At 59.5% G+C, this 20,742-nt stretch carries 22 protein-coding genes; 15 read left to right on the top strand and 7 right to left on the bottom strand.

All coding sequences use genetic code 11. The features are described 5' to 3' along the window. Positions 1 to 10: 10 nt before the first annotated feature. From hslU to rraA, 3 genes are all read left to right on the top strand, one after another. On the top strand, positions 11 to 1,345 hold the full coding sequence (gene hslU, locus ACJ8OK_RS21990; RefSeq protein ID WP_033631324.1) for an HslU--HslV peptidase ATPase subunit: 1,335 nt from the start codon (positions 11 to 13) through the stop codon (positions 1,343 to 1,345). Between the two features lie 96 nt (positions 1,346 to 1,441). Next, positions 1,442 to 2,359 (top strand): 1,4-dihydroxy-2-naphthoate polyprenyltransferase, encoded by a 918-nt coding sequence (locus ACJ8OK_RS21985; protein WP_033631325.1) that lies wholly within the window; start codon positions 1,442 to 1,444, stop codon positions 2,357 to 2,359. A 75-nt stretch (positions 2,360 to 2,434) separates the two neighbouring features. Further along, positions 2,435 to 2,920, top strand: coding sequence for a ribonuclease E activity regulator RraA (gene rraA, locus ACJ8OK_RS21980; protein ID WP_004931090.1), 486 nt, complete (start codon positions 2,435 to 2,437; stop codon positions 2,918 to 2,920). 59 nt (positions 2,921 to 2,979) lie between these two features. Here rraA and zapB read toward each other — a convergent pair whose 3' ends face one another. Next, a complete protein-coding gene (zapB, locus tag ACJ8OK_RS21975) occupies positions 2,980 to 3,219 on the bottom strand; it encodes a septal ring assembly protein ZapB (protein WP_004931092.1) in 240 nt (79 codons plus the stop codon). Positions 3,220 to 3,742: 523 nt separating this feature from the next. Here zapB and ACJ8OK_RS21970 point away from each other — a divergent pair. The 3 genes from ACJ8OK_RS21970 to glpX all read left to right on the top strand — a co-directional run bounded on the left by ACJ8OK_RS21970 (position 3,743) and on the right by glpX (position 7,279). Next, positions 3,743 to 4,588 (top strand): MIP/aquaporin family protein, encoded by an 846-nt coding sequence (locus ACJ8OK_RS21970; RefSeq protein ID WP_004931095.1) that lies wholly within the window; start codon positions 3,743 to 3,745, stop codon positions 4,586 to 4,588. Positions 4,589 to 4,630: 42 nt separating this feature from the next. Further along, entirely contained in the window at positions 4,631 to 6,139 is a 1,509-nt protein-coding gene (gene glpK, locus ACJ8OK_RS21965; protein ID WP_442531041.1) for a glycerol kinase GlpK, read from the top strand. A gap of 129 nt (positions 6,140 to 6,268) precedes the next feature. After that, positions 6,269 to 7,279, top strand: a complete 1,011-nt coding sequence (gene glpX / locus ACJ8OK_RS21960; protein ID WP_016929713.1) for a class II fructose-bisphosphatase — start codon at positions 6,269 to 6,271, stop codon at positions 7,277 to 7,279. Between the two features lie 194 nt (positions 7,280 to 7,473). Here glpX and emrD read toward each other — a convergent pair whose 3' ends face one another. Then, a complete protein-coding gene (emrD, locus tag ACJ8OK_RS21955) occupies positions 7,474 to 8,658 on the bottom strand; it encodes a multidrug efflux MFS transporter EmrD (RefSeq protein ID WP_004931102.1) in 1,185 nt (394 codons plus the stop codon). A 297-nt stretch (positions 8,659 to 8,955) separates the two neighbouring features. Here emrD and ACJ8OK_RS21950 point away from each other — a divergent pair, with 297 nt between their 5' ends. Together ACJ8OK_RS21950 and fpr are read left to right on the top strand one after the other, a co-directional pair. Continuing rightward, positions 8,956 to 9,567, top strand: a complete 612-nt coding sequence (locus ACJ8OK_RS21950; protein ID WP_004931104.1) for a helix-turn-helix transcriptional regulator — start codon at positions 8,956 to 8,958, stop codon at positions 9,565 to 9,567. Positions 9,568 to 9,570: 3 nt separating this feature from the next. Next, on the top strand, positions 9,571 to 10,317 hold the full coding sequence (gene fpr / locus ACJ8OK_RS21945) for a ferredoxin--NADP(+) reductase (RefSeq protein WP_004931107.1): 747 nt from the start codon (positions 9,571 to 9,573) through the stop codon (positions 10,315 to 10,317). 8 nt (positions 10,318 to 10,325) lie between these two features. Here the strand turns inward: fpr and ACJ8OK_RS21940 are convergent, their stop codons facing one another. Beyond that, positions 10,326 to 10,745, bottom strand: a complete 420-nt coding sequence (locus ACJ8OK_RS21940) for a DUF805 domain-containing protein (RefSeq protein ID WP_004931108.1) — start codon at positions 10,743 to 10,745, stop codon at positions 10,326 to 10,328. A gap of 199 nt (positions 10,746 to 10,944) precedes the next feature. On the opposite strand from ACJ8OK_RS21940, the gene ACJ8OK_RS21935 reads away from it, so the two are divergent. Continuing rightward, positions 10,945 to 11,529, top strand: a complete 585-nt coding sequence (locus ACJ8OK_RS21935) for a DUF1454 family protein (protein WP_021504458.1) — start codon at positions 10,945 to 10,947, stop codon at positions 11,527 to 11,529. 127 nt (positions 11,530 to 11,656) lie between these two features. Next, entirely contained in the window at positions 11,657 to 12,424 is a 768-nt protein-coding gene (tpiA, locus tag ACJ8OK_RS21930; RefSeq protein ID WP_004931113.1) for a triose-phosphate isomerase, read from the top strand. A gap of 65 nt (positions 12,425 to 12,489) precedes the next feature. Here tpiA and ACJ8OK_RS21925 read toward each other — a convergent pair whose 3' ends face one another. The 4 genes from ACJ8OK_RS21925 to cpxP all read right to left on the bottom strand — a co-directional run bounded on the left by ACJ8OK_RS21925 (position 12,490) and on the right by cpxP (position 16,374). Continuing rightward, positions 12,490 to 13,479 (bottom strand): sulfate ABC transporter substrate-binding protein, encoded by a 990-nt coding sequence (locus tag ACJ8OK_RS21925; RefSeq protein WP_060557951.1) that lies wholly within the window; start codon positions 13,477 to 13,479, stop codon positions 12,490 to 12,492. A gap of 186 nt (positions 13,480 to 13,665) precedes the next feature. Next, positions 13,666 to 14,628 carry a 6-phosphofructokinase gene (pfkA, locus tag ACJ8OK_RS21920; RefSeq protein ID WP_004931116.1) on the bottom strand — a complete coding sequence of 321 codons (963 nt, stop codon included), beginning with the start codon at positions 14,626 to 14,628 and terminating at the stop codon, positions 13,666 to 13,668. Positions 14,629 to 14,859: 231 nt separating this feature from the next. Then, complete coding sequence (gene fieF / locus ACJ8OK_RS21915) at positions 14,860 to 15,762, bottom strand: CDF family cation-efflux transporter FieF (protein ID WP_048326689.1); 903 nt, start codon at positions 15,760 to 15,762, stop codon at positions 14,860 to 14,862. Between the two features lie 132 nt (positions 15,763 to 15,894). Further along, entirely contained in the window at positions 15,895 to 16,374 is a 480-nt protein-coding gene (gene cpxP / locus ACJ8OK_RS21910) for a cell-envelope stress modulator CpxP (protein ID WP_004931122.1), read from the bottom strand. Positions 16,375 to 16,522: 148 nt separating this feature from the next. Here cpxP and cpxR point away from each other — a divergent pair, with 148 nt between their 5' ends. The 5 genes from cpxR (at position 16,523) to ACJ8OK_RS21885 (ending at position 20,729) form a co-directional block, all read left to right on the top strand. Next, the gene (cpxR, locus tag ACJ8OK_RS21905; RefSeq protein WP_004931124.1) at positions 16,523 to 17,221 is read left to right on the top strand and encodes an envelope stress response regulator transcription factor CpxR; all 699 of its coding nucleotides are present in this window, start codon (positions 16,523 to 16,525) and stop codon (positions 17,219 to 17,221) included. Next, positions 17,218 to 18,612: an envelope stress sensor histidine kinase CpxA gene (cpxA, locus tag ACJ8OK_RS21900; RefSeq protein WP_015379421.1), complete on the top strand. Its 1,395-nt coding sequence runs from the start codon at positions 17,218 to 17,220 to the stop codon at positions 18,610 to 18,612. The genes cpxR and cpxA overlap by 4 nt, the downstream gene beginning before the upstream one ends. 43 nt (positions 18,613 to 18,655) lie before the next feature. After that, a complete protein-coding gene (gene trmL / locus ACJ8OK_RS21895) occupies positions 18,656 to 19,129 on the top strand; it encodes a tRNA (uridine(34)/cytosine(34)/5-carboxymethylaminomethyluridine(34)-2'-O)-methyltransferase TrmL (RefSeq protein WP_085058907.1) in 474 nt (157 codons plus the stop codon). Positions 19,130 to 19,179: 50 nt separating this feature from the next. Then, the gene (locus ACJ8OK_RS21890; protein WP_085058908.1) at positions 19,180 to 19,953 is read left to right on the top strand and encodes a CHAD domain-containing protein; all 774 of its coding nucleotides are present in this window, start codon (positions 19,180 to 19,182) and stop codon (positions 19,951 to 19,953) included. A gap of 104 nt (positions 19,954 to 20,057) precedes the next feature. Further along, positions 20,058 to 20,729 (top strand): DUF3313 domain-containing protein, encoded by a 672-nt coding sequence (locus ACJ8OK_RS21885; RefSeq protein ID WP_033631337.1) that lies wholly within the window; start codon positions 20,058 to 20,060, stop codon positions 20,727 to 20,729. Positions 20,730 to 20,742 lie beyond the last annotated feature (13 nt).

Below are 20,742 nucleotides of genomic sequence, written 5' to 3'. Positions count from 1 at the left end.
ATCGAATACCATGTCTGAAATGACCCCGCGCGAGATCGTCAGCGAACTGGACAGCTATATCATTGGCCAAAACAAGGCCAAACGCGCTGTCGCCATTGCCCTGCGCAACCGCTGGCGCCGGATGCAGCTCAACGAGATGCTGCGTCACGAAGTGACCCCGAAAAACATTCTGATGATCGGCCCGACCGGCGTCGGTAAAACCGAAATCGCCCGCCGTCTGGCGAAGCTGGCCAACGCGCCGTTCATCAAGGTTGAAGCCACCAAGTTCACCGAAGTGGGCTATGTGGGCAAAGAAGTGGACTCCATCATCCGCGATCTGACAGATGCCGCCATCAAAATGGTGCGCATGCAGTCGATCGAGAAAAACCGCACCCGCGCCGAAGAGTTGGCCGAAGAGCGCATTCTCGACGTGCTGATCCCGCCGGCCAAAAACAACTGGGGCCAGCCGGAAGAAAATCAGGAACCGTCCGCCGCCCGCCAGGCATTCCGCAAGAAACTGCGCGAAGGCCAGCTGGATGACAAAGAGATCGAAATCGATCTGGCCGCCGTGCCGATGGGCGTGGAAATCATGGCGCCTCCAGGCATGGAAGAGATGACCAACCAGCTGCAGTCGATGTTCCAGAACCTCGGCGGCCAGAAGCAAAAACCGCGCAAGCTGAAGATCAAAGAAGCCTTCAAGCTGCTGGTGGAAGAAGAAGCCGCCAAGCTGGTGAACCCGGAAGAGCTGAAAGAGCAGGCGATCGAAGCGGTTGAGCAGCACGGCATCGTGTTTATCGATGAGATCGACAAAATCTGTAAGCGCGGCGGCCAAAGCTCCGGTCCGGATGTCTCGCGTGAAGGCGTGCAGCGCGATCTGCTGCCGCTGGTGGAAGGCTGCACCGTGTCCACCAAGCACGGCATGGTGAAGACCGACCACATCCTGTTCATCGCTTCCGGCGCGTTCCAGACCGCCAATCCGTCGGATCTGATCCCGGAACTGCAGGGCCGTCTGCCGATCCGTGTTGAGCTGCAGGCGCTGACCACCGAAGACTTCGAGCGCATCCTGACCGAGCCGAGCGCGTCGCTGACCGAGCAGTACAAAGCGCTGATGGGCACCGAAGGCGTCAACATCGAGTTCACCGCCGACGGCATCCGCCGCATCGCCGAAGCCGCGTGGCAGGTCAACGAAAGCACCGAGAACATCGGCGCGCGTCGTCTGCACACCGTGCTGGAGCGTCTGATGGAAGATATTTCCTACGATGCGAGTGAAATTAATGGCCAATCCATTACAATTGATGCGGATTACGTGCGCAGTCATCTGGATGAACTGGTGGCGGATGAAGATTTGAGTCGTTTTATCCTATAATCGCTCAATCATTGTCTTGTCAGTCATCTGTGTGGGAGGCATTGCCTCCCACAATTATTTCTAACGGACACCGCAACTTACTGACAGAAGCGAAACATGAGCTCATCAACCTCCACCACCCCGATTTCCGCCTGGCTCGAAAGTCTACGCCCCCGCACCCTGCCGTTGGCCTTTGCCTCCATCGTGGTCGGCTCGGCGATCGCCGCCTGGCACGGCAGCCTGAAACCAGAAGTGGCGCTGCTGGCGCTGTTGACCGCCGGCCTGCTGCAGATCCTCTCCAACCTGGCGAACGACTACGGCGATGCGGTCAAAGGCAGCGACAAAGAAGATCGCATCGGGCCATTGCGCGGCATGCAGAAAGGCATGATCACCCAGGCGCAGATGAAACGGGCGCTGGTGGTGACGGTGGTGCTGATCGCCATCGCCGGCTGTTCGCTGATCGCCGTCGCCTGCGAGCAACCCAGCGACGTGGTGGGTTTCCTGGTGCTGGGCGGGCTGTCCATCGTGGCGGCCATCACCTATACCGTCGGCAACAAGCCCTACGGGTATTTGGGGCTGGGCGATATCTCGGTGCTGGTGTTCTTCGGCTGGCTGAGCGTGGCCGGTACCTACTATCTGCAGACGCACACCTTCGACAGCGTCGTGATGCTGCCCGCCACCGCCTGCGGCCTGCTGGCGACGGCGGTGCTCAACATCAATAATCTGCGCGATATCGAAAGCGATCGCGAAAACGGCAAGAATACGCTGGCGGTGCGTCTCGGCCCGCACAAGGCGCGCATTTACCATGCCCTACTGCTCGGCGGCGCAGTGCTGTGTTTCGCGCTGTTCACGCTGTTCAACCTGCACAGCCCGTGGGGTTGGCTGTTCGTGCTGGCGATCCCGCTGCTGGCGCGCCACGGCCTGCGCGTGCTGCGCGATCCGACGCCGGTAGGCATGCGGCCGATGCTGGAACATATGGTCAAGGCGGCGTTGCTGGCCAATCTGCTGTTCGCCATCGGCGTGGCGCTCAGTTAAAAACTGATGATTTTGCCAACAGGGCGAATAAAGGGATATACTGAACATTCCAGCGGCAAACAGACGTAAAATCCTATGAAATACGATACTTCCGAACTTTGCGACATCTATCATGAAGAGGTGAACGTTGTTGAACCTCTGTTCTCCAATTTTGGCGGGCGTACTTCATTTGGCGGGCAGATCACCACGGTGAAATGCTTTGAGGATAACGGCCTGTTGTTCGATCTGCTTGAAGAAAACGGCCGCGGCCGCGTGCTGTTGGTCGACGGCGGCGGTTCGGTACGCCGGGCGCTGATCAACGCCGAACTGGCGCGCCTGGCCGCCCAGAACGAATGGGAAGGCATCGTGGTGTACGGCGCGGTGCGCCAGGTGGACGATCTGGAAGAGCTCGACATCGGCATTCAGGCGATGGCGGCAATCCCGGCGGGTGCCGTGAGCGAAGGCGTGGGCGAAAGCGATATCCGCGTCAACTTCGGTGGCGTCACCTTCTTCTCCGGCGACCACCTGTATGCCGACAACACCGGCATCATCCTCTCCGAGGACCCGCTCGACATCGAGTGATTTTCGGACATGAAAAAGGGCGCCTCAGGCGCCCTTTTCGTTGCTGCATGGCGTGAGAATCAGACCTCTTCCATTTTGCCCAGCAGCGCGCGCAGGCGATCTTGCCATACGTGCTGTTCTTCTTTCAGCTGTTGGTTTTCGCGCACCAACGCTTCGTGGTTGCCGGAGGCAGCCTGAACTTCCTGCGACAGAGAGTTGTTTTTGTCTTTCAGCTCTTCAATTTCCATCTGCAACAGGGTGATGGTATCAATCGCCTGCTGTACTTTTGCTTCCAGTTTCTCAAATACTTCAAATGACATGCTTCAGTCCCCTCATGATAGCAAGGCGTACATCTATAAGTAGCGGCCGCAACGTCGGCTGCAGCTACTGCGAATATTGCATCGCGCTCAGTGACGCGCGCCATTACGAAAGGCGCGCCGGTCTCGATTCGTTAAAAACGATTGTAAGTAGCCAGTCTCCGCCTGTCTAGCAACATACCGGATCATCGCGCAGTCTGTTGCAATTTTCCTGCCCTCGCCATCAGTAAAAACTGAAAATCCCCGTCGGCGCCGCCACGAGTTGTTAACGCCCCTCGCTAAACCACTGGTCAGATCACACTTTTATGGCTCAGAAAGAACACTAAACGACGCGAAATCGCTCAATTTTATGACGCGCCACACACATTTTGATTTCGCTATTTCTCGTTTATGTTCGTTAACGATAAATTTACATCACGTCCTCATTCAATAATTGGACGAGATGAAAAAACTGTGCCCATAGGCCAGATGTATACCTGGCTGAGCCTATAAACCAACAACCGCCGTTTTGCAGGACACCAACATTATGAGCCAAACCACCAGTCCGACATTAAAAGGCCAGTGCATCGCCGAGTTCCTCGGCACGGCGCTGCTGATCTTCTTTGGCGTAGGCTGCGTTGCCGCGCTGAAACTGGCGGGCGCCAGCTTCGGCCAGTGGGAAATCAGCATCATTTGGGGCCTGGGCGTCGCCATGGCCATCTATCTGACCGCCGCCATTTCCGGTGCGCATCTCAACCCGGCGGTCACCCTCGCCCTGTGGCTGTTCGCCTGCTTCGACGGGCGCAAAGTGGTGCCTTACATCATTGCGCAGATCGCCGGCGCCTTCTGCGCCGCGGCCTTGGTCTACGGGCTGTACTACAATCTGTTCTTCGACTTCGAAGCGGCCCACCACATGGTGCGCGGCAGCAACGAAAGCCTCGAACTGGCAGGCATCTTCTCGACTTACCCTAACGCGCACATCTCGGTCGGCCAGGCCTTTCTGGTAGAAATGGTGATCGCTGCAATCCTGATGTGCCTGATCCTGGCGCTGACCGACGACGGCAACGGCATTCCGCGCGGCCCGCTGGCGCCGCTGCTGATCGGTATTCTGATTGCCGTGATCGGCGCCTCCATGGGACCATTGACCGGCTTTGCGTTGAACCCGGCGCGTGACTTCGGGCCGAAACTGTTCGCCTACCTGGCCGGCTGGGGCAAAGTCGCCTTCACCGGCGCACGCGACATCCCGTACTTCCTGGTGCCGATCTTCGCCCCTATCGTCGGCTGTGGCTTGGGCGCTTTCGGTTACCGCGCGCTGATTGGCCGCCACCTGCCGTGCGACGTCTGCGTGACGGAAGAAGAGCCCGACGCCAAGACCCAGCAGCGTAAAGCGTGATGGGTGCAGTTTTACACGGTTAACAACAGCAGGATAATTACCATGACTGTAGAAAAAAAATACATTGTCGCACTCGACCAAGGGACCACCAGCTCACGTGCCGTCGTGCTCGATCACGACGCCAACATCGTCGCAGTATCGCAGCGCGAATTCCCGCAGATCTATCCAAAGGCCGGCTTGGTTGAGCACGACCCGATGGAGATCTGGGCATCGCAAAGTTCGACGCTGGTAGAAGTGCTGGCGAAAGCCGACATCAATTCCGATCAGATCGCCGGCATCGGCATCACCAACCAGCGCGAAACCACCATCGTCTGGGAAAAAGAGACCGGCAAGCCGATTTACAACGCCATCGTTTGGCAGTGCCGCCGCACTGCCGACATCTGCGAGAAGCTCAAGCGCGACGGCCTGGAAGAGTACATCCGTCACAACACCGGCCTGGTGGTTGACCCGTACTTCTCCGGCACCAAGGTGAAGTGGATCCTGGACAACGTCGAAGGCGCCCGCGAGCGCGCCAAGCGCGGCGAACTGCTGTTCGGCACCGTGGATACCTGGCTGGTGTGGAAAATGACCCAGGGGCGCGTACACGTCACCGATTACACCAACGCCTCACGCACCATGATGTTCAACATCCACGAACTGGACTGGGACGAGCGCATGCTGGAAGTGCTGGATATCCCGCGCGCCATGCTGCCGAAAGTCCGCCCGTCCTCCGAAGTGTACGGCCAGACCAACATCGGCGGTAAGGGCGGCACGCGTATTCCTATCGCCGGTATCGCCGGTGACCAACAGGCGGCACTGTACGGCCAGCTGTGCGTTCAACCGGGCATGGCGAAGAACACCTACGGCACCGGCTGCTTCCTGCTGATGAACACTGGCAAAGAAGCGGTGCGCTCGAAAAACGGTCTGCTGACCACCATCGCCTGCGGACCGCGCGGCGAAGTGAACTATGCGCTGGAAGGCGCGGTGTTCATCGGCGGTGCGTCTATCCAGTGGCTGCGCGACGAGCTGAAACTGATCAGCGACGCCGCCGACTCCGAATATTTCGCCACCAAGGTGAAAGACAGCAACGGCGTCTATGTGGTGCCGGCCTTCACCGGCCTGGGCGCGCCCTACTGGGATCCGTATGCTCGCGGCGCCATCTTCGGCCTGACCCGTGGTGCCAACAGCAACCACATCATCCGCGCCACGCTGGAATCCATCGCCTTCCAGACCCGTGACGTGCTGGACGCCATGCAGGCCGACGCCAACACCCGCCTGCAATCGCTGCGCGTGGACGGCGGCGCAGTCGCCAACAACTTCCTGATGCAGTTCCAGTCCGATATTCTCGGCACCCGCGTAGAACGCCCTGAAGTGCGTGAATCGACGGCGCTGGGCGCGGCGTTCCTGGCGGGTCTGGCCATCGGCTACTGGAACGATCTGGATGAAGTGAAGAGCAAAGCGGTGGTTGAGCGTGAATTCCGCCCAAGCATCGAAACCACCGAACGCAACTACCGCTACAGCGGCTGGAAAAAAGCGGTGGCTCGCGCTCAGGCATGGGAAGATCACGAGTAATCCCGAAGCTGCCGTTTCGCCAACAAGCGCTGCCTGCGGGCGGCGCTTTTTTTTTGCCCCGCCCTGCCGCCACCGCGCTGTGATAGACTTTGTCGATATTTTCCTCCCTTTCTCACAGACAGGTTTGCCATGAAACGTGAATTAGCCATCGAATTCTCCCGCGTTACCGAAGCCGCCGCGCTGGCGGGCTACAAATGGCTGGGGCGCGGCGACAAGAACGCCGCCGACGGCGCGGCGGTCCACGCCATGCGCATCATGCTCAACAAAGTGGATATCGATGGGCGCATCGTGATCGGCGAAGGCGAGATCGACGAAGCGCCGATGTTGTATATCGGCGAGCAGGTCGGTACCGGCCAGGGCGACGCGGTCGACATCGCGGTCGATCCGATCGAAGGCACCCGCATGACCGCCATGGGCCAGTCCAATGCGCTGGCGGTATTGGCGGTGGGCGATCGCGGCACCTTCCTGCATGCGCCGGACATGTACATGGAGAAGCTGGTGGTCGGCCCGGCGGCGCGCGGCGCCATCGATCTCAACCGGCCATTGGCAGAGAACCTGCAGAACGTCGCCGAACGACTGGGCAAACCGCTGTCGCAGCTGACGGTGATCGTATTGGCCAAACCGCGCCACGACGGCGTCATCGCGCAGATGCAGCAGTTGGGCGTGCGAGTATTCGCCATTCCTGACGGCGACGTAGCGGCCTCCATTCTCACCTGCATGCCGGAAAGCGAGGTCGATGTGATGTACGGCATCGGCGGCGCACCGGAAGGGGTGATCTCAGCCGCGGTGATCCGCGCGCTGGACGGTGACATGCAGGCGCGTTTGCTGCCGCGTCATGAGGTGAAAGGCGACAGCGCCGAAAACCGCCGCATCGGCGAACAGGAGTTGGCCCGCTGCCGGGAGATGGGTATCGAAGCCGGTCAGGCGCTGCGTCTGGATCAGATGGCGCGCAACGACAACGTGATCTTCTCCGCCACCGGCATCACCAAGGGCGATCTGCTGGAAGGCATCAGCCGCCAGGGCAACATGGCCACCACCGAAACGTTGCTGATCCGCGGCAAGTCGCGCACCATCCGCCGTATTCGTTCGACCCACTATCTGGATCGCAAAGACCCGGCGCTGCACGAGTTTCTGCTGTAACGAAACAGGGCGCCGAATGGCGCCCTGATGATTGATGACAAACCTCATGCCCTTGCCGTGTTGGCAGAGAACAGCGAATAAAAAACAAGGAAAGTCAATTTATTGATTTTCGGCTGATAACCACAAAGGGGAGAAAAACCCCGCTTTTTCTCCCCTTTGTCAACGGTATGAGGGCGCCGAATGGCGCCCTGTCGTTATGCGGTATGCCCCTGATGCTGCATACGATTGGACAGCGGCCACCAGCACAGCAGGATCAGCAGCGCCATCGCGAACATCAGCAAGCCGAGGCTGAACTGCCCGGTTTGCGGCAACATGGCGGACAGCCAGGTCGCCAGACCGGACCCCATGTTCTGCATCCCGCCCACCAGTGCGCCCGCCGCGCCGGCCAGGTAAGGGAACGGCTCCATCGCCCCGGTGGTCGCCAGCGGGAACAGCATGCCGGCGCCGAAGAAGAACAACGCGGCCGGCACGATCAGCGTCCAGATGTTCATCACGCCGAACCAGCCCGGGATCCACATCATCGCCCCCGCCAGCAGGCAGCTAATCACCGAATGCCACATCAGCGTGTGGAAGGTCTTGCCGTCGCGCCCGGCGTACCAGGCGCCGAAAAACGCCGCCGGGATCGGCAGAATGAACAGGATGCTGACGGTCAGCCCACTCAGCCCCAACACGCCGCCCATCAACACACCGCAGCTGGCCTCGAATACCGCAATCCCCGCCAGCGCGCCGATCAGCATCACCAGATAGCAGCTGAAGGTGCTGTCACCCAGCAGCTGGCGGAAACTGGCCAGCATGCGACGTTTTTCCGTTTGCACCGGGCGGGTTTCCGGCAGCCAGCGGAACATCGCGAAGGCGACGCAGGCGCACAGCGCCAGCAGGAAGGCGTAACAGGCGCGCCAGCCGAACACCATCGCCAGCGCGCCGCCGATCACCGGCGCCAACAGCGGGCTGACCAAAATCCCCATATTCAGCAGGCTGTTGGCATAGCGCAGCGCGGTGCCGGCATACAGATCGCGCGGCATGGTGCGCGCCATCACGCCCGCCACGCCGGTGCCCATGCCCTGAATCGCGCTGGCGGCAACCAGCATCGTCAGGTTGGTGGACAGCAGTGCGCCCAGCGCACCGACCAGGAAGATCATCATGCCGGTCAGGATCACCGGGCGGCGCCCGATCCGATCCGATATCGGCCCGTAAATCAGCTGGGAGAAACCGTAGGTCAGCAGATACGCCGCCATCACCCGTTGCACGGCGCCGGTGCGAACCGACAGATCGTGGGCGATATCAGCAATAACGGGAACATAAATGGTTTGCGCCATCTGGCCGACGGCGACCAACAGGATAAGCATCACCAGCAGGTGAAAATTCTCTAGTTTTCTCATTATCTTCGTTAACGTTTCAACTCGTCACAGCGTCCCGGTATGGCCGTTGCAGCAGCCAGAACGGCGAGCAGCCCTCTATGGCGGCATAAACTAATCAAATCTGATTTTTTTAGCGAGTTTCAGGCAGATATTGATCCAGGTCACACTGGCAGCAAACCCGACCAGGCTCGTAAATTAAACTGTACGTCTAACGCTTTGGAGTTAAAAATAGCGCCCTTGCAGTAGCCGCGCTTTAGCATTTAATCGATAATTATTTTCATCAACTTGAAATAAAATAACACCATAGGGATTTGGTTCATGAAAACACCTGAGCTGATTTTATTGCAGTTAAAGGCGCTCGGCCCGCACTCGGCCAAAATGCTGGCGGAGCGTCTGGACATCACGCCGATGGGCATCCGACAACATCTGCAATCCCTGGAAAAACGTGAGTTGGTTTGTTACGAAGAAGCGCGCAGCAAGGTCGGCCGCCCGACGCGCTACTGGTCGCTGACAGCGCGAGGGCACGCTTTTGCGGCCGCCGACCAGGAACGGCTGCGGGCATCCGCGCTGCGGCTGTTTGGCGGCGCCGGTGTGGAACCGTTGCTGAACGCGCGCGAAGAGCAGCTTTATCTGCGTTATGCCGAAGAGCTGTCCGCCGAGCGCAGCCACCAAGAGCGGTTAGCCCGATTGGTGCGTCTGCGGCAACATGACGGTTACATGGCCGAATTGCTCGATCATCCGCACGGTGCGCTGTTGGTGGAAAACCACTGTCCGATCGGCGTGGCCGGTTCCAACTGCAGCAGCCTGTGCAATTCCGAGCTGCAGCTGTTTCACCGCCTGTTCGGCAACGACTATCGGATAGAGCGCACCACGCACGCCATTTCCGGCTCACGACATTGTGCTTATTTGATTCGACCACGGGAGCTTTAGAGTATGGCTGAATGGGTAAACGGCAAGGTTACGCAGGTAAAACAATGGACCGACGGGCTGTTCAGCCTGGTGGTCAATGCCCCCATCGATCCTTTCACCGCCGGGCAATTCGCCAAACTGGCGCTGGAGATCGACGGCGAACGAGTGCAACGCGCCTACTCCTACGTCAATGCCCCCGATGACGCCAACCTGGAGTTCTATCTGGTGACGGTGCCGGAAGGCAAACTGAGCCCGCGCCTCAATCAGCTGCGGCCAGGGTCGGATGTCATGGTGACCAAAGAAGCGGCCGGCTTCTTCGTGCTGGATGAAGTGCCCGACTGCGACACGCTGTGGATGCTGGCGACCGGCACCGCCATCGGCCCCTATCTATCGATTCTGCAGCAAGGCGTCGGCCTGGAACGCTTTAACAACCTGGTGCTGGTGCACGCCGCGCGTTTTGCGCGCGATCTGAGCTACCTGCCACTGATGCAGCAACTGCAGCAACGCTACAACGGCAAGCTGCGCATCCAGACCGTCGTCAGCCGTGAAGAAACACCCGGCTCACTGACCGGCCGCGTGCCGGCGCTGATCGAGGACGGCCGGCTGGAAGCGGCGATCGGCTTGACCATCGACGCCGAAACCAGCCACGTGATGCTGTGCGGCAACCCGCAGATGGTGCGGGACACCCAGCAAACGCTGAAAGACCACCGCCAAATGCGCAAGCACCTGCGCCGCAAACCGGGCCACATCACCAGCGAGCACTACTGGTAACCCGAGGATCAGCGGAACTTCACCGGTTCGGCTTCCGGGCCGAACCGATTGTCTCCCGGCGTGCCGACGAAGGCGCCCAGATCGATAGTCATCATCACGATAATCAGCGTCGGGATGAAACGCCCGACGCCCCATTGCCAGATCGGCGCCAGCATTTGCCAGTTGCCCGCCGCCAGCATCCACGCCAGGATCAGCAGCAACGCCCACCAGCCGGCCTTGTTGCGATCGTGCAGACGTTTGACCAGCACCGCCGCCGTCGGCCACAGCAGCGCCACGATAAAGAAGGCGATGGATTGGATGGCTATCAATTGATAATTGGCCAGCGTAAACGCCGCCGCCATCAGCACCAACCACAGCCCCATCCAGATCCAGAAGTCGCGCCGCCCGATGCGGCCCTTAAAAGAAAAACACCACTGTTGTAACGTCATCGATTCCTGCGCTCTAAGCCTGCCCATATTCTGCGCCGCAGTGTAACATAGACGCTGCCGGGCCGAGTTTTCCGCCTTGCATAACGCGGCGCGCCGCACAGCTTTCTCGTCAGCGAACCGATAATGGCGTGGGATCTTTGACAAGGCCCGCGAGTTATCGCTTTAATCGGAGCCATCTTTGTCCTTGATGCCATACGCCATGCTGAGAAAAACCCTCGCCATCGCCTGCCTGCTGCAGGCCGCCGCCAGCGCCTGGGCCGAACCTCCCGCCGCCGAAGCGAAACCGACCGCGCCTTACCTGCTGGCCGGGGCGCCGACCTTCGATCTGACGGTGGTCAAATTCCGCGAAAAATACAATCGCGACAACCCGAAGCTGCCGATTGGCGAATTCCGCGCCATTCCCGCCGCCGAAGACGATTCGCCGCTGCTGACGCGCGCCGCCAGCAAACTCAACGAAAACCTGTACGCCTCCACCGCGCTGGAGAAAGGCACCGGAAAAATCAAAACGTTGCAGATCACGCATCTGCCGCTGCAGCAGGCCAATGAAGAAAAAGCCGCGCGCGCCATCGCCATCAACTACATGGCGGCGCTGATGCGCCAGTTCGAACCGGCATTGACGGTGGAACAGAGCCAGAACAAGGTGAACAGCCTGCTGGAAAAAGGCAAAGGATCGCGCTTTTACCAACAGCAGGTCGGCGCCATTCGCTATGTCGTCTCGGACAACGGCGATAAAGGCGTAACCTTCGCGGTTGAACCGATTAAGCTGGCGCTTTCCGAGCCGTAACGGCGCGGCATTTAATGACGAAAAGCAAAGCCTTCGCGCTTAATGATCTCTATACTGTTGGGCAGGTAAACTGCCGGTCCGGCAGTTGTCATTTCGACTCTCGCGTTCCCTAGTTGGAGGAAAAAACATGCGTCATCCATTAGTTATGGGTAACTGGAAGCTTAACGGCAGCACTCACATGGTCAACGAACTGATCGCCGGTCTGCGCAATGAGCTGAGCAGCGTTGACGGCTGTGGCGTCGCCATCGCCCCGCCGGTGATGTATCTGGATCAGGCCAAGCACGCGCTGGCCGGCAGCCGCATCGCGCTGGGCGCGCAGAACGTGGACGTTAACCTGTCCGGCGCCTTCACCGGTGAAGTTTCCGCCAACATGCTGAAAGACGTCGGCGCTCAGTACATCATCATCGGCCACTCCGAGCGTCGCACCTACCACAAAGAAAGCGACGAAGTGATCGCCGAGAAATTCGCCGTGCTGAAAGAAGCCGGCCTGATCCCGGTGCTGTGCATCGGTGAAACCGAAGCGGAAAACGCAGCGGGCAAAACCGAAGAAGTATGCGCGCGCCAGATCGACGCCGTGCTGAAAACCCTGGGCGCACCGGCGATGAAAGGCACCGTGATCGCCTATGAGCCGGTCTGGGCCATCGGTACCGGCAAATCCGCCACCCCTGCGCAGGCGCAGGCCGTGCACAAATTTATCCGCGATCACATCGCCAAGCACGATGCCGCGGTCGCCGCTGAAATCATCATCCAGTACGGCGGTTCGGTGAACGACAAGAACGCCGCAGAGCTGTTCTCCCAGCCGGACATCGATGGCGCGCTGGTTGGCGGCGCCTCGCTGAAAGCCGACGCTTTCGCCGTGATCGTCAAAGCCGCTGCCGCAGCGAAAAAAGCCTGATTGCCTTAGGCTTGCCATAAAAAAACCCCGGCTTGCCGGGGTTTTTTATTGCCGTTTAAACGGCATCAACGTTTGCTGATTTCGTCGAATACGCCGCCGGTGGCGAAGTGCACCTTCTGCGCTTCGGTCCAGCCGCCGAAGGTGTCATCTACGGTGAACAGCTTCAGCTGCGGGAACTGCCCGGCAAATTTGGCCGCCACCGCCGCATCGCGCGGGCGGTAATAGTGCTGTGCCGCAATAGTCTGCCCTTCCGGTGAATACAGATACTTCAGGTAGGCGGTCGCCACCTCGCGGGTACCGCGTTTGTCGACCACCTTATCCACCACCGACACCGTCGGTTCGGCCAGGATCGATTCGCTCGGGGTGATAATCTCGAACTTGTCTTTGCCCAGCTCTTTCTCCGCCAGCAGCGCTTCGTTTTCCCAGGCGATCAGCACGTCGCCGATGCCGCGCTCAACGAAGGTATTGGTCGAGCCGCGCGCTCCGGAATCCAGCACCTCGACGTTCTTGTACAGGTTTTTGACGAAGTCCTGCGCCTTGGCCTTATCGTTGTTATTGTGATGCAACGCGTAGCCCCAGGCGGCCAGGTAGTTCCAGCGGGCGCCGCCGGAAGTTTTCGGGTTTGGGGTGATCACCGACACGCCCGGCTTGATCAAATCAGGCCAGTCATGAATCTGTTTCGGGTTGCCTTTGCGCACCAGGAAGACGATGGTCGACGTGTAAGGCGCCGAATTGTCCGGCAGGCGTTTGATCCAGTCTTTCTCGATGCGCCCGCGTTCGGCGATGGCGTCGACGTCATAGGCTAACGCCAGCGTCACCACGTCGGCCTCGATGCCGTTGATCACCGACGTCGCCTGCTTGCCGGAGCCGCCGTGCGACTGGCGCACCGTCACCTTGTCGCCGGTTTCCGCCTGGTAGTGCTTGCTGAATGCCGTGTTGTAAGCCTGATAGAACTCACGCGTCGGATCGTATGACACGTTCAGCAACTGAATATCCTTCGCCATGGCGCCGGACGCCAACAGCACCAATGTCAGACCTATACCCCATTTACGCATCGACAGGCTCTCCCAGAAAATTAAGCGCAACCTCAATCGGTTGATTTAGCATCAGAGCCTGCCAGAAACTTTCCCGGCAACTAAAGAATAAAAAATTTTGGGATAGATGATTCTGGAATATGTCACTGGCGAGCATAAAAAAGCCCCCGGGAGCGGAGGCTTTTTTGTCGTGCGGTGAGTGGCGTATCAGTACAGCTTTTTCGCCGTTTCCAGCCAGTCGCCCTTGAACGGACGCTTCATGTTTTCGATCGCGTCGATGATGTCATGATGCACCATTTTTTCGTTCTGGATACCGACGCAGCGGCCGCCGTACCCCTGCAGCAGCAGTTCGATGGCGTAGGCGCCCATGCGCGAGGCCAGGATGCGGTCATAGGCGACCGGCGAACCGCCGCGCTGGATGTGGCCCAGCACAGTGGCGCGGGTTTCACGCTTGGTTTCCTGCTCAATGTGGCGCGCCAGCTCATCGATATCGCAGATGTGCTCGGTGATCGCCACGATGGCGTGTTTTTTGCCTTTGGCGATACCGGCCTTGATTTCGCACACCAGATCTTCGCGGTTGAATTCGATTTCAGGCAGCACGATAAATTCGCAGCCGCCGGCAATCGCCGCCGCCAGCGTCAGATCGCCGCAGTAACGGCCCATCACTTCCACGATGGAGATACGCTGGTGCGACGAGGAGGTATCACGCAGGCGGTCGATCGCTTCCACCACGGTTTCCAGCGCGGTGAAGTAACCGATGGTGTAGTCGGTGCCGGCGACATCGTTATCGATGGTGCCCGGCAGACCGATGCACGGGAAGCCTTCTTCCGTCAGGCGTTTGGCGCCCATGTAGGAACCGTCGCCGCCGATCACCACCAGCGCGTCGATGCCGCGATTCTTCAGGTTTTCAATCGCCTTGGCGCGCACGTTTTCATCCCTGAATTCCGGGAAGCGGGCCGAACCAAGGAAGGTGCCGCCACGGTTGATCATGTCGGACACGCTATAGCGATCCAGCTGCTCCATGCGATCTTCGTACAAGCCAAGGTAGCCATCGTAAATACCAAAAACTTCCAGACCTTCTGAAAGCGCAGAACGCACAACGCCGCGGATTGCAGCGTTCATACCCGGCGAATCACCGCCGCTCGTCAGTACACCGATTTTCTTGATCATGACTACCTCTGAACTGTGTAGATGCAATTTCTTAAGAATTCTGTCTCCGCCGATCGTCTTGAAACCTCTCCGGCTGCAGAAAACCAGCTTTATGGCTTATTGCTGGATATTATATCAAAAACACCCAGCTGAATTGATTCAAGTCACGCAATATAACGGTTAAAACGCCGCATGGCACGCTGAGCTAACTCAGATATTCATGATAATACTTTGCGCTATGCCTCTATATGATTATAGCTCCCAATGCCCCTGCCTACCCGGCGGCACCACGGAGCACGGATCCAGGTGAATGATGACGTCCGCCCCCGCAAAACGGTGCCGCAACGCCTGTTCCACCTGATCGGCTAACCGGTGCGCCTCGCGCAGCGGCAGCGTGTCGTCCATCTCCAGATGCAGCTGGATGAAACGCGTCGGCCCCGACTGCCGCGTGCGCAGATCGTGCGCGCCTTTCACGCCGGGCCAGGAGGAAACCACGGCGATAATCGCCTGGCGCTCGTCATCCGGCAACGCCCGATCCAACAGCGACTGCACCGCTTCGTAGCCCATGCGCAGCGCGCTATACAGGATGTAAACGCCGATGCCCAGTGCAAACAGCGCATCCGCCCGCTGGAAGCCGTACCAGCTTAGCCCAAGAGCGATAAGAATAGCACCATTCATCATGACATCTGACTGATAATGCAGCATATCTGCGCGCACGGCCTGACTGCGCGTTTTTCTGACCACCCAGCGTTGATAGGTGACCAGCATCAGGGTGCTGACTAACGCGATCACCGTCACGATGACCCCAACGCCGGGATCGCGCAGCGTTTGCGGTGCATACAGATGCTGGAAGCCGGTGAGAAACAGAAACAGGGCGGAACCGGAAATAAACATGCTTTGCGCCAGCGCCGCCAGCGACTCCGCTTTGCCGTGGCCGAAGGTGTGCTCGGCATCGGCCGGCTGCAGCGAATAGCGCACCACCAGAAGGTTGGTCAGCGATGCCGCGATATCGACCAGCGAATCCACCAGCGCCGCCAGCAGGCTGACAGAACCGGTCTGGTACCAGGCGACGATTTTGATCAGCAACAGCGACGACGCCAGCGCGGTAGCGGCCAACGCAGCGGACTTTACCAGGCGTGCATAGCGCTGTTCCATTGAGGGATCCCGGTCAAAAGGTGTGGCGCTCAATATAGCGAAATGTCGGATAAAAAAAACCCCGCCATCATGGCGGGGAAGACAGGGATGGTGTCTATGGCAAGGAAAAACAGGGGACTACTCAGTCGTACTTCACTTCTGGGCAGAAGCTTGCTGCAAACCAGAAATTTGTTGCTCCATCTGCTGCATGCGCTGCTGATGTTTCTGGTCTAAAACACTTTTTTGCTCTGGCGTCAGCAGGTTATACATTTGGTTGCGCACCCGGGCCATTTCGACCTGGCGCTTGACCTGCTGTTGGGCCATCTTTTCCGCCTGGGCATACACGGCGGCTTCGTCAAATTTCTCTGCGGTCACCAGTTTATGCATGGCTTCCATTTCAGCTACATTGACACCAGGCAGATCGTGCCGGGCCTGGCGCATCAAATCGCGCATTTGCTGGCGCTGCTGTTCGCTGAGGCTGACACCGTCGAACATATGGTGCTGGCCGGGTATTCGGGTCATCGCGTCGTTGCCGGGAGGTTGGGCTGTGTCCGGTATAGTGTCGGCAGCGAAGGCAGCGGTCGAACCAATTGCCAGCAGTGATGCCATAACTAATGCGGTCACCTTACGCATTTCAACTCCTCAAGCTTTCTCACTTTGCGAATCAACGAGGAGCAGTGTACCGCCACACCTGAAAACCTGCGTCAGTGCATGTAAAACTACGTAAAGTCATGGAATGGCAACAGTTGATGACGTATTTTGCGTCTGGAGGTAAATCATAATGAACAAGATTCTGTTAGTTGACGACGACCGCGAGTTGACCTCGCTGTTAAAAGAACTGCTTGAAATGGAAGGTTTTAATATCGTCGTCGCGCACGATGGCGAGCAGGCGTTGTCGCTGCTGGACAGCTCCGTCGATCTGCTGCTGCTCGACATCATGATGCCGAAGAAAAACGGCATCGATACGCTGAAAGAACTGCGCCAACATCACCAGACGCCGGTCATCATGCTGACCGCGCGCGGCAGCGAACTGGACCGCGTGTTGGGCCTGGAGCTGGGCGCCGATGATTACCTGCCGAAACCCTTCAACGATCGCGAACTGGTCGCGCGCATTCGCGCCATTCTGCGCCGTTCCAACTGGAGCGAACAGCAGCAGCAGGTCGACAGCGGCGCCCCGACGCTGGATGTCGATGGCCTGCAGCTGAACCCCGGCCGCCAGGAGGCCAGCTTCGACGGCCAGGTGCTGGATCTGACCGGCACCGAGTTCACCCTGCTGTATCTGCTGGCGCAACATCTCGGCCAGGTGGTGTCGCGCGAACTGCTGAGCCAGGAAGTGCTGGGCAAACGCCTGACCCCATTCGATCGCGCCATCGACATGCATATCTCCAACCTGCGGCGTAAGCTGCCGGATCGCAAAGACGGGCATCCGTGGTTCAAAACCCTGCGCGGGCGTGGCTATTTGATGGTATCTGCAACATGATCAACAGTTTGACGGCACGCATCTTCGCCATTTTCTGGTTCACGTTAGCCCTGGTGCTAATGCTGGTGCTGATGGTGCCCAAGCTCGACTCCCGCCAAATGACCTCGCTGCTCGACAGCGAGCAGCGGCAGGGGTTGATGCTGGAACAGCACGTCGAGGCCGAGTTGCAAAACGATCCGGCCAACGATCTGATGTGGTGGCGCCGCCTGTTCCGCGCCATCGACAAATGGGCGCCGCCGGGCCAACGCCTGCTGCTGGTCACCAGCGAAGGTCGGGTGATCGGCGCGCAACGCAATGAAATGCAGATCGTCCGCAACTTCATCGGCCAATCCGACAATTCGGATCATCCGAAGAAGAAAAAGTACGGCCGCGTCGAACTGGTCGGGCCGTTCGCGGTGCGCGACGGCGAAGACAACTACCAGCTGTACCTGATCCGCCCCGCCAACAGCCCGCAATCCGATTTCATCAACCTGATGTTCGACCGGCCGCTGCTGCTGCTGATCGTCACCATGCTGATCAGCGCCCCGCTGCTGCTGTGGCTGGCCTGGAGCCTGGCGAAACCGGCGCGCAAGCTGAAGAACGCCGCCGATGACGTGGCGCGCGGCAACCTGAAACAGCATCCGGAACTGGAGGCCGGCCCGCAGGAGTTTCTGGCCACCGGCGCCAGCTTCAACCAGATGGTCAGCGCGCTGGAACGCATGATGAACGCCCAGCAACGCTTGATCTCGGACATCTCGCACGAGCTGCGCACGCCGCTGACTCGCCTGCAGCTGGCCACCGCGCTGATGCGCCGCCGCCACGGCGAAGGCCACGAGCTGGCGCGCATCGAAACCGAAGCGCAACGGCTGGATTCGATGATCAACGATCTGCTGGCGCTGTCGCGCGGGCAGCAGAAGGGCGAGCTGGCGCGCGAGCAGTTGAAGGCCAACGAACTGTGGGCCGACGTGCTGGATAACGCCCGTTTCGAAGCCGAACAGATGGGCAAGCAGCTGGAGATCGCTGCGCCGCCCGGTCCGTGGACGCTGTTCGGCAACGCGAGCGCGCTGGACAGCGCGTTGGAAAACATCGTGCGCAACGCCCTGCGTTATTCGCACACCCGCATCGCCGTGGCGTTCAGCGCCGACAATCAGGGCGTGACTATCCAGGTTGACGACGACGGCCCCGGCGTCAGCGCCGAAGACCGCGAGCAGATCTTCCGTCCATTCTACCGCACCGATGAGGCGCGCGACCGTGAGTCCGGCGGCACCGGCCTTGGCCTGGCTATCGTCGAGGCGGCGGTCAATCAGCATCGCGGCTGGGTGAAGGCCGAAGACAGCCCGCTTGGCGGTCTGCGGCTGGTGCTGTGGCTGCCGCTGCATCATCAACGCCTATCGTCTAAGACAGAACAGTAAGAGTTTGCTATCCTGCGCCCCTCGTTCACGAGGGGCCTGCAACATGCTGAACATCGTTTTATTTGAACCCGAAATTCCACCCAATACCGGCAATATCATCCGCCTGTGCGCCAATACCGGCTTTAATCTGCACCTGATCGAACCGCTGGGTTTCCCGTGGGACGACAAACGCCTGCGCCGCGCCGGGCTGGACTATCATGAGTTCACCCGCGTCAGCCGCCATGCCGATTACGCCGCCTTTCTCGCCGCCGAAAACCCGCAGCGGCTGTTTGCCCTCACCACCAAGGGCACGCCGGCGCACAGCGCCGTCAGCTACCACGCCGGCGACTACCTGCTGTTCGGCCCGGAAACGCGCGGGTTGCCTGCCGACATCCTCGATGCGCTGCCCGTGCAGCAAAAAATCCGCATCCCGATGCAGGCGCAAAGCCGCAGCATGAACCTGTCGAATGCCGTATCGGTGGTGGTGTATGAAGCCTGGCGGCAGCTGGACTATGCCGGTGCGCTGATCAAGGCGTAATCCGCGACGTCGCGCCATACTGGAAGAATCATCCTCTCCAGGCACGGCACATGGCTTTCATCGCAGAGATTGTCACCCAGCTTCGCCGGCTCGAACCGGCGCTGAACGAGGCGCTGTTGCGGCTGCAACAGGCGCAAGACAGCGAAGCGCTGCACGACTTGCGCGTCTGTCTGCGCCGCATTCGCAGCCTGCTGCGCCCGTTACGCGGCTGCCCCGGCGCAACCCGGCTCGATCGGGCCGCCGCCGAATTGGGCAGGCTCACGACGCCGCTGCGCGATCTCGAGGTGCTGATCGCCGAACTGGCGCGTCATCGCCTCGATTGGCAGGCCAACGTGCGCCAGAGCGAATTTCAGGCCCGCTGCCGTCAACTGCTCGCCCATCCGCAGCTCATCGGTTTTCCCTCGCTTTTGCACGCCTGGCCGCGCCGCTTTCGCCGCAGCGCGCAACGCGCTGCCAAACACCGTGTGAACCGACGCCTGCAGCGCCAACAACGGCAATTGCGCCGGGCATTGGCCGATACCGGCTACGATCGCCACCGCCTGAGGCTGCTGATAAAACGCCTGCGTTACGCGGCTGAAGCCTATCCGCAGAGCCTTCCCCTCTCTCCCGCCGCGATGGCGAGCCTGAAAGCGGCGCAGAACGCCCTCGGTGATTGGCACGACCGGGAGGTTTGGTGCCTGCAAGCCGAGCATCAGGCGGATCTCTGGCCCTTGTTGCCCCGGTGGCAAGCTGAGCAACGCCAGGCGCTGGTCAGAGCGGACGCCTTGCTCGCCGCCTTATCACCGGCACTGGCGGCGAAAACCGGCGGCGCATCACGATCCTGAAAAAAGGCCGCAACAGGGCACGCCCGGCCCCGAAAAAGCCCGATGAGGCGCAGATAATGCGCTATGTTTTGTAAGGGTAATCACCACTCATCATAGGAAACCATATGAAGAAACAACGTTTGAGCGTTGCCATGGCGGTTCTGGCGGCGGGCCTGTTGCTGGCGGGCTGCTCGTCCAAAGTCACCCAAACGAATCAATATTCGGGGTTCCTGCCGGACTACAGCAAGCTGCAGGAAACCAGCTCGCCAAGCGGCCATAAAACGCTGCGTTGGATCGATCCCAACTTTAAAGAGTCGAATTATCGCGGCGTGTATGTCGCTCCCGTGGTTTATTACCCGGCGGCTAAACCCACCGCCCGCGTCAGCCAACAAACGCTGGACAAAATTAGAAACTATACCGACCAAAGCGTGAGAAAAGCGGTGGCCGAGCGCACTACCGTTTTGAATAACCCGACAGGTTCCCGCGTGCTGTTGGCCAAAGTCGCGATTACCGCCGTGTCTGCCGAAGATGAGGATATGAAATTCTATGAAGTGGTGCCGGTAGCGGCCGTGGTGGCCAGCACCATGGCCGCCACTGGCCACCGGACGCAAAACACCACGCTGTTCCTGGAAGCGCAGTTGATCGATCAGGATAGCGGTAAAACGGTGCTGGAAGTGGTGCGCAAGAGTTACGGCAAAACCGTCAACAACGACAGCGCGCCAGTCACGGAACAAGAAGTCAAAGCGGCGATCGATGACATGGTCAACGACATCGTCACGTTCCCGAAACAGGGCTGACCACCGCCTGAAA

Source organism: Serratia sp. CY71090, from assembly GCF_052166845.1.
In the GTDB taxonomy this organism is placed as follows: domain Bacteria; phylum Pseudomonadota; class Gammaproteobacteria; order Enterobacterales; family Enterobacteriaceae; genus Serratia; species Serratia nematodiphila.
Note: the sequence above shows the minus strand (reverse complement) of the source record. Positions and strands in the feature narration are given on the sequence as shown.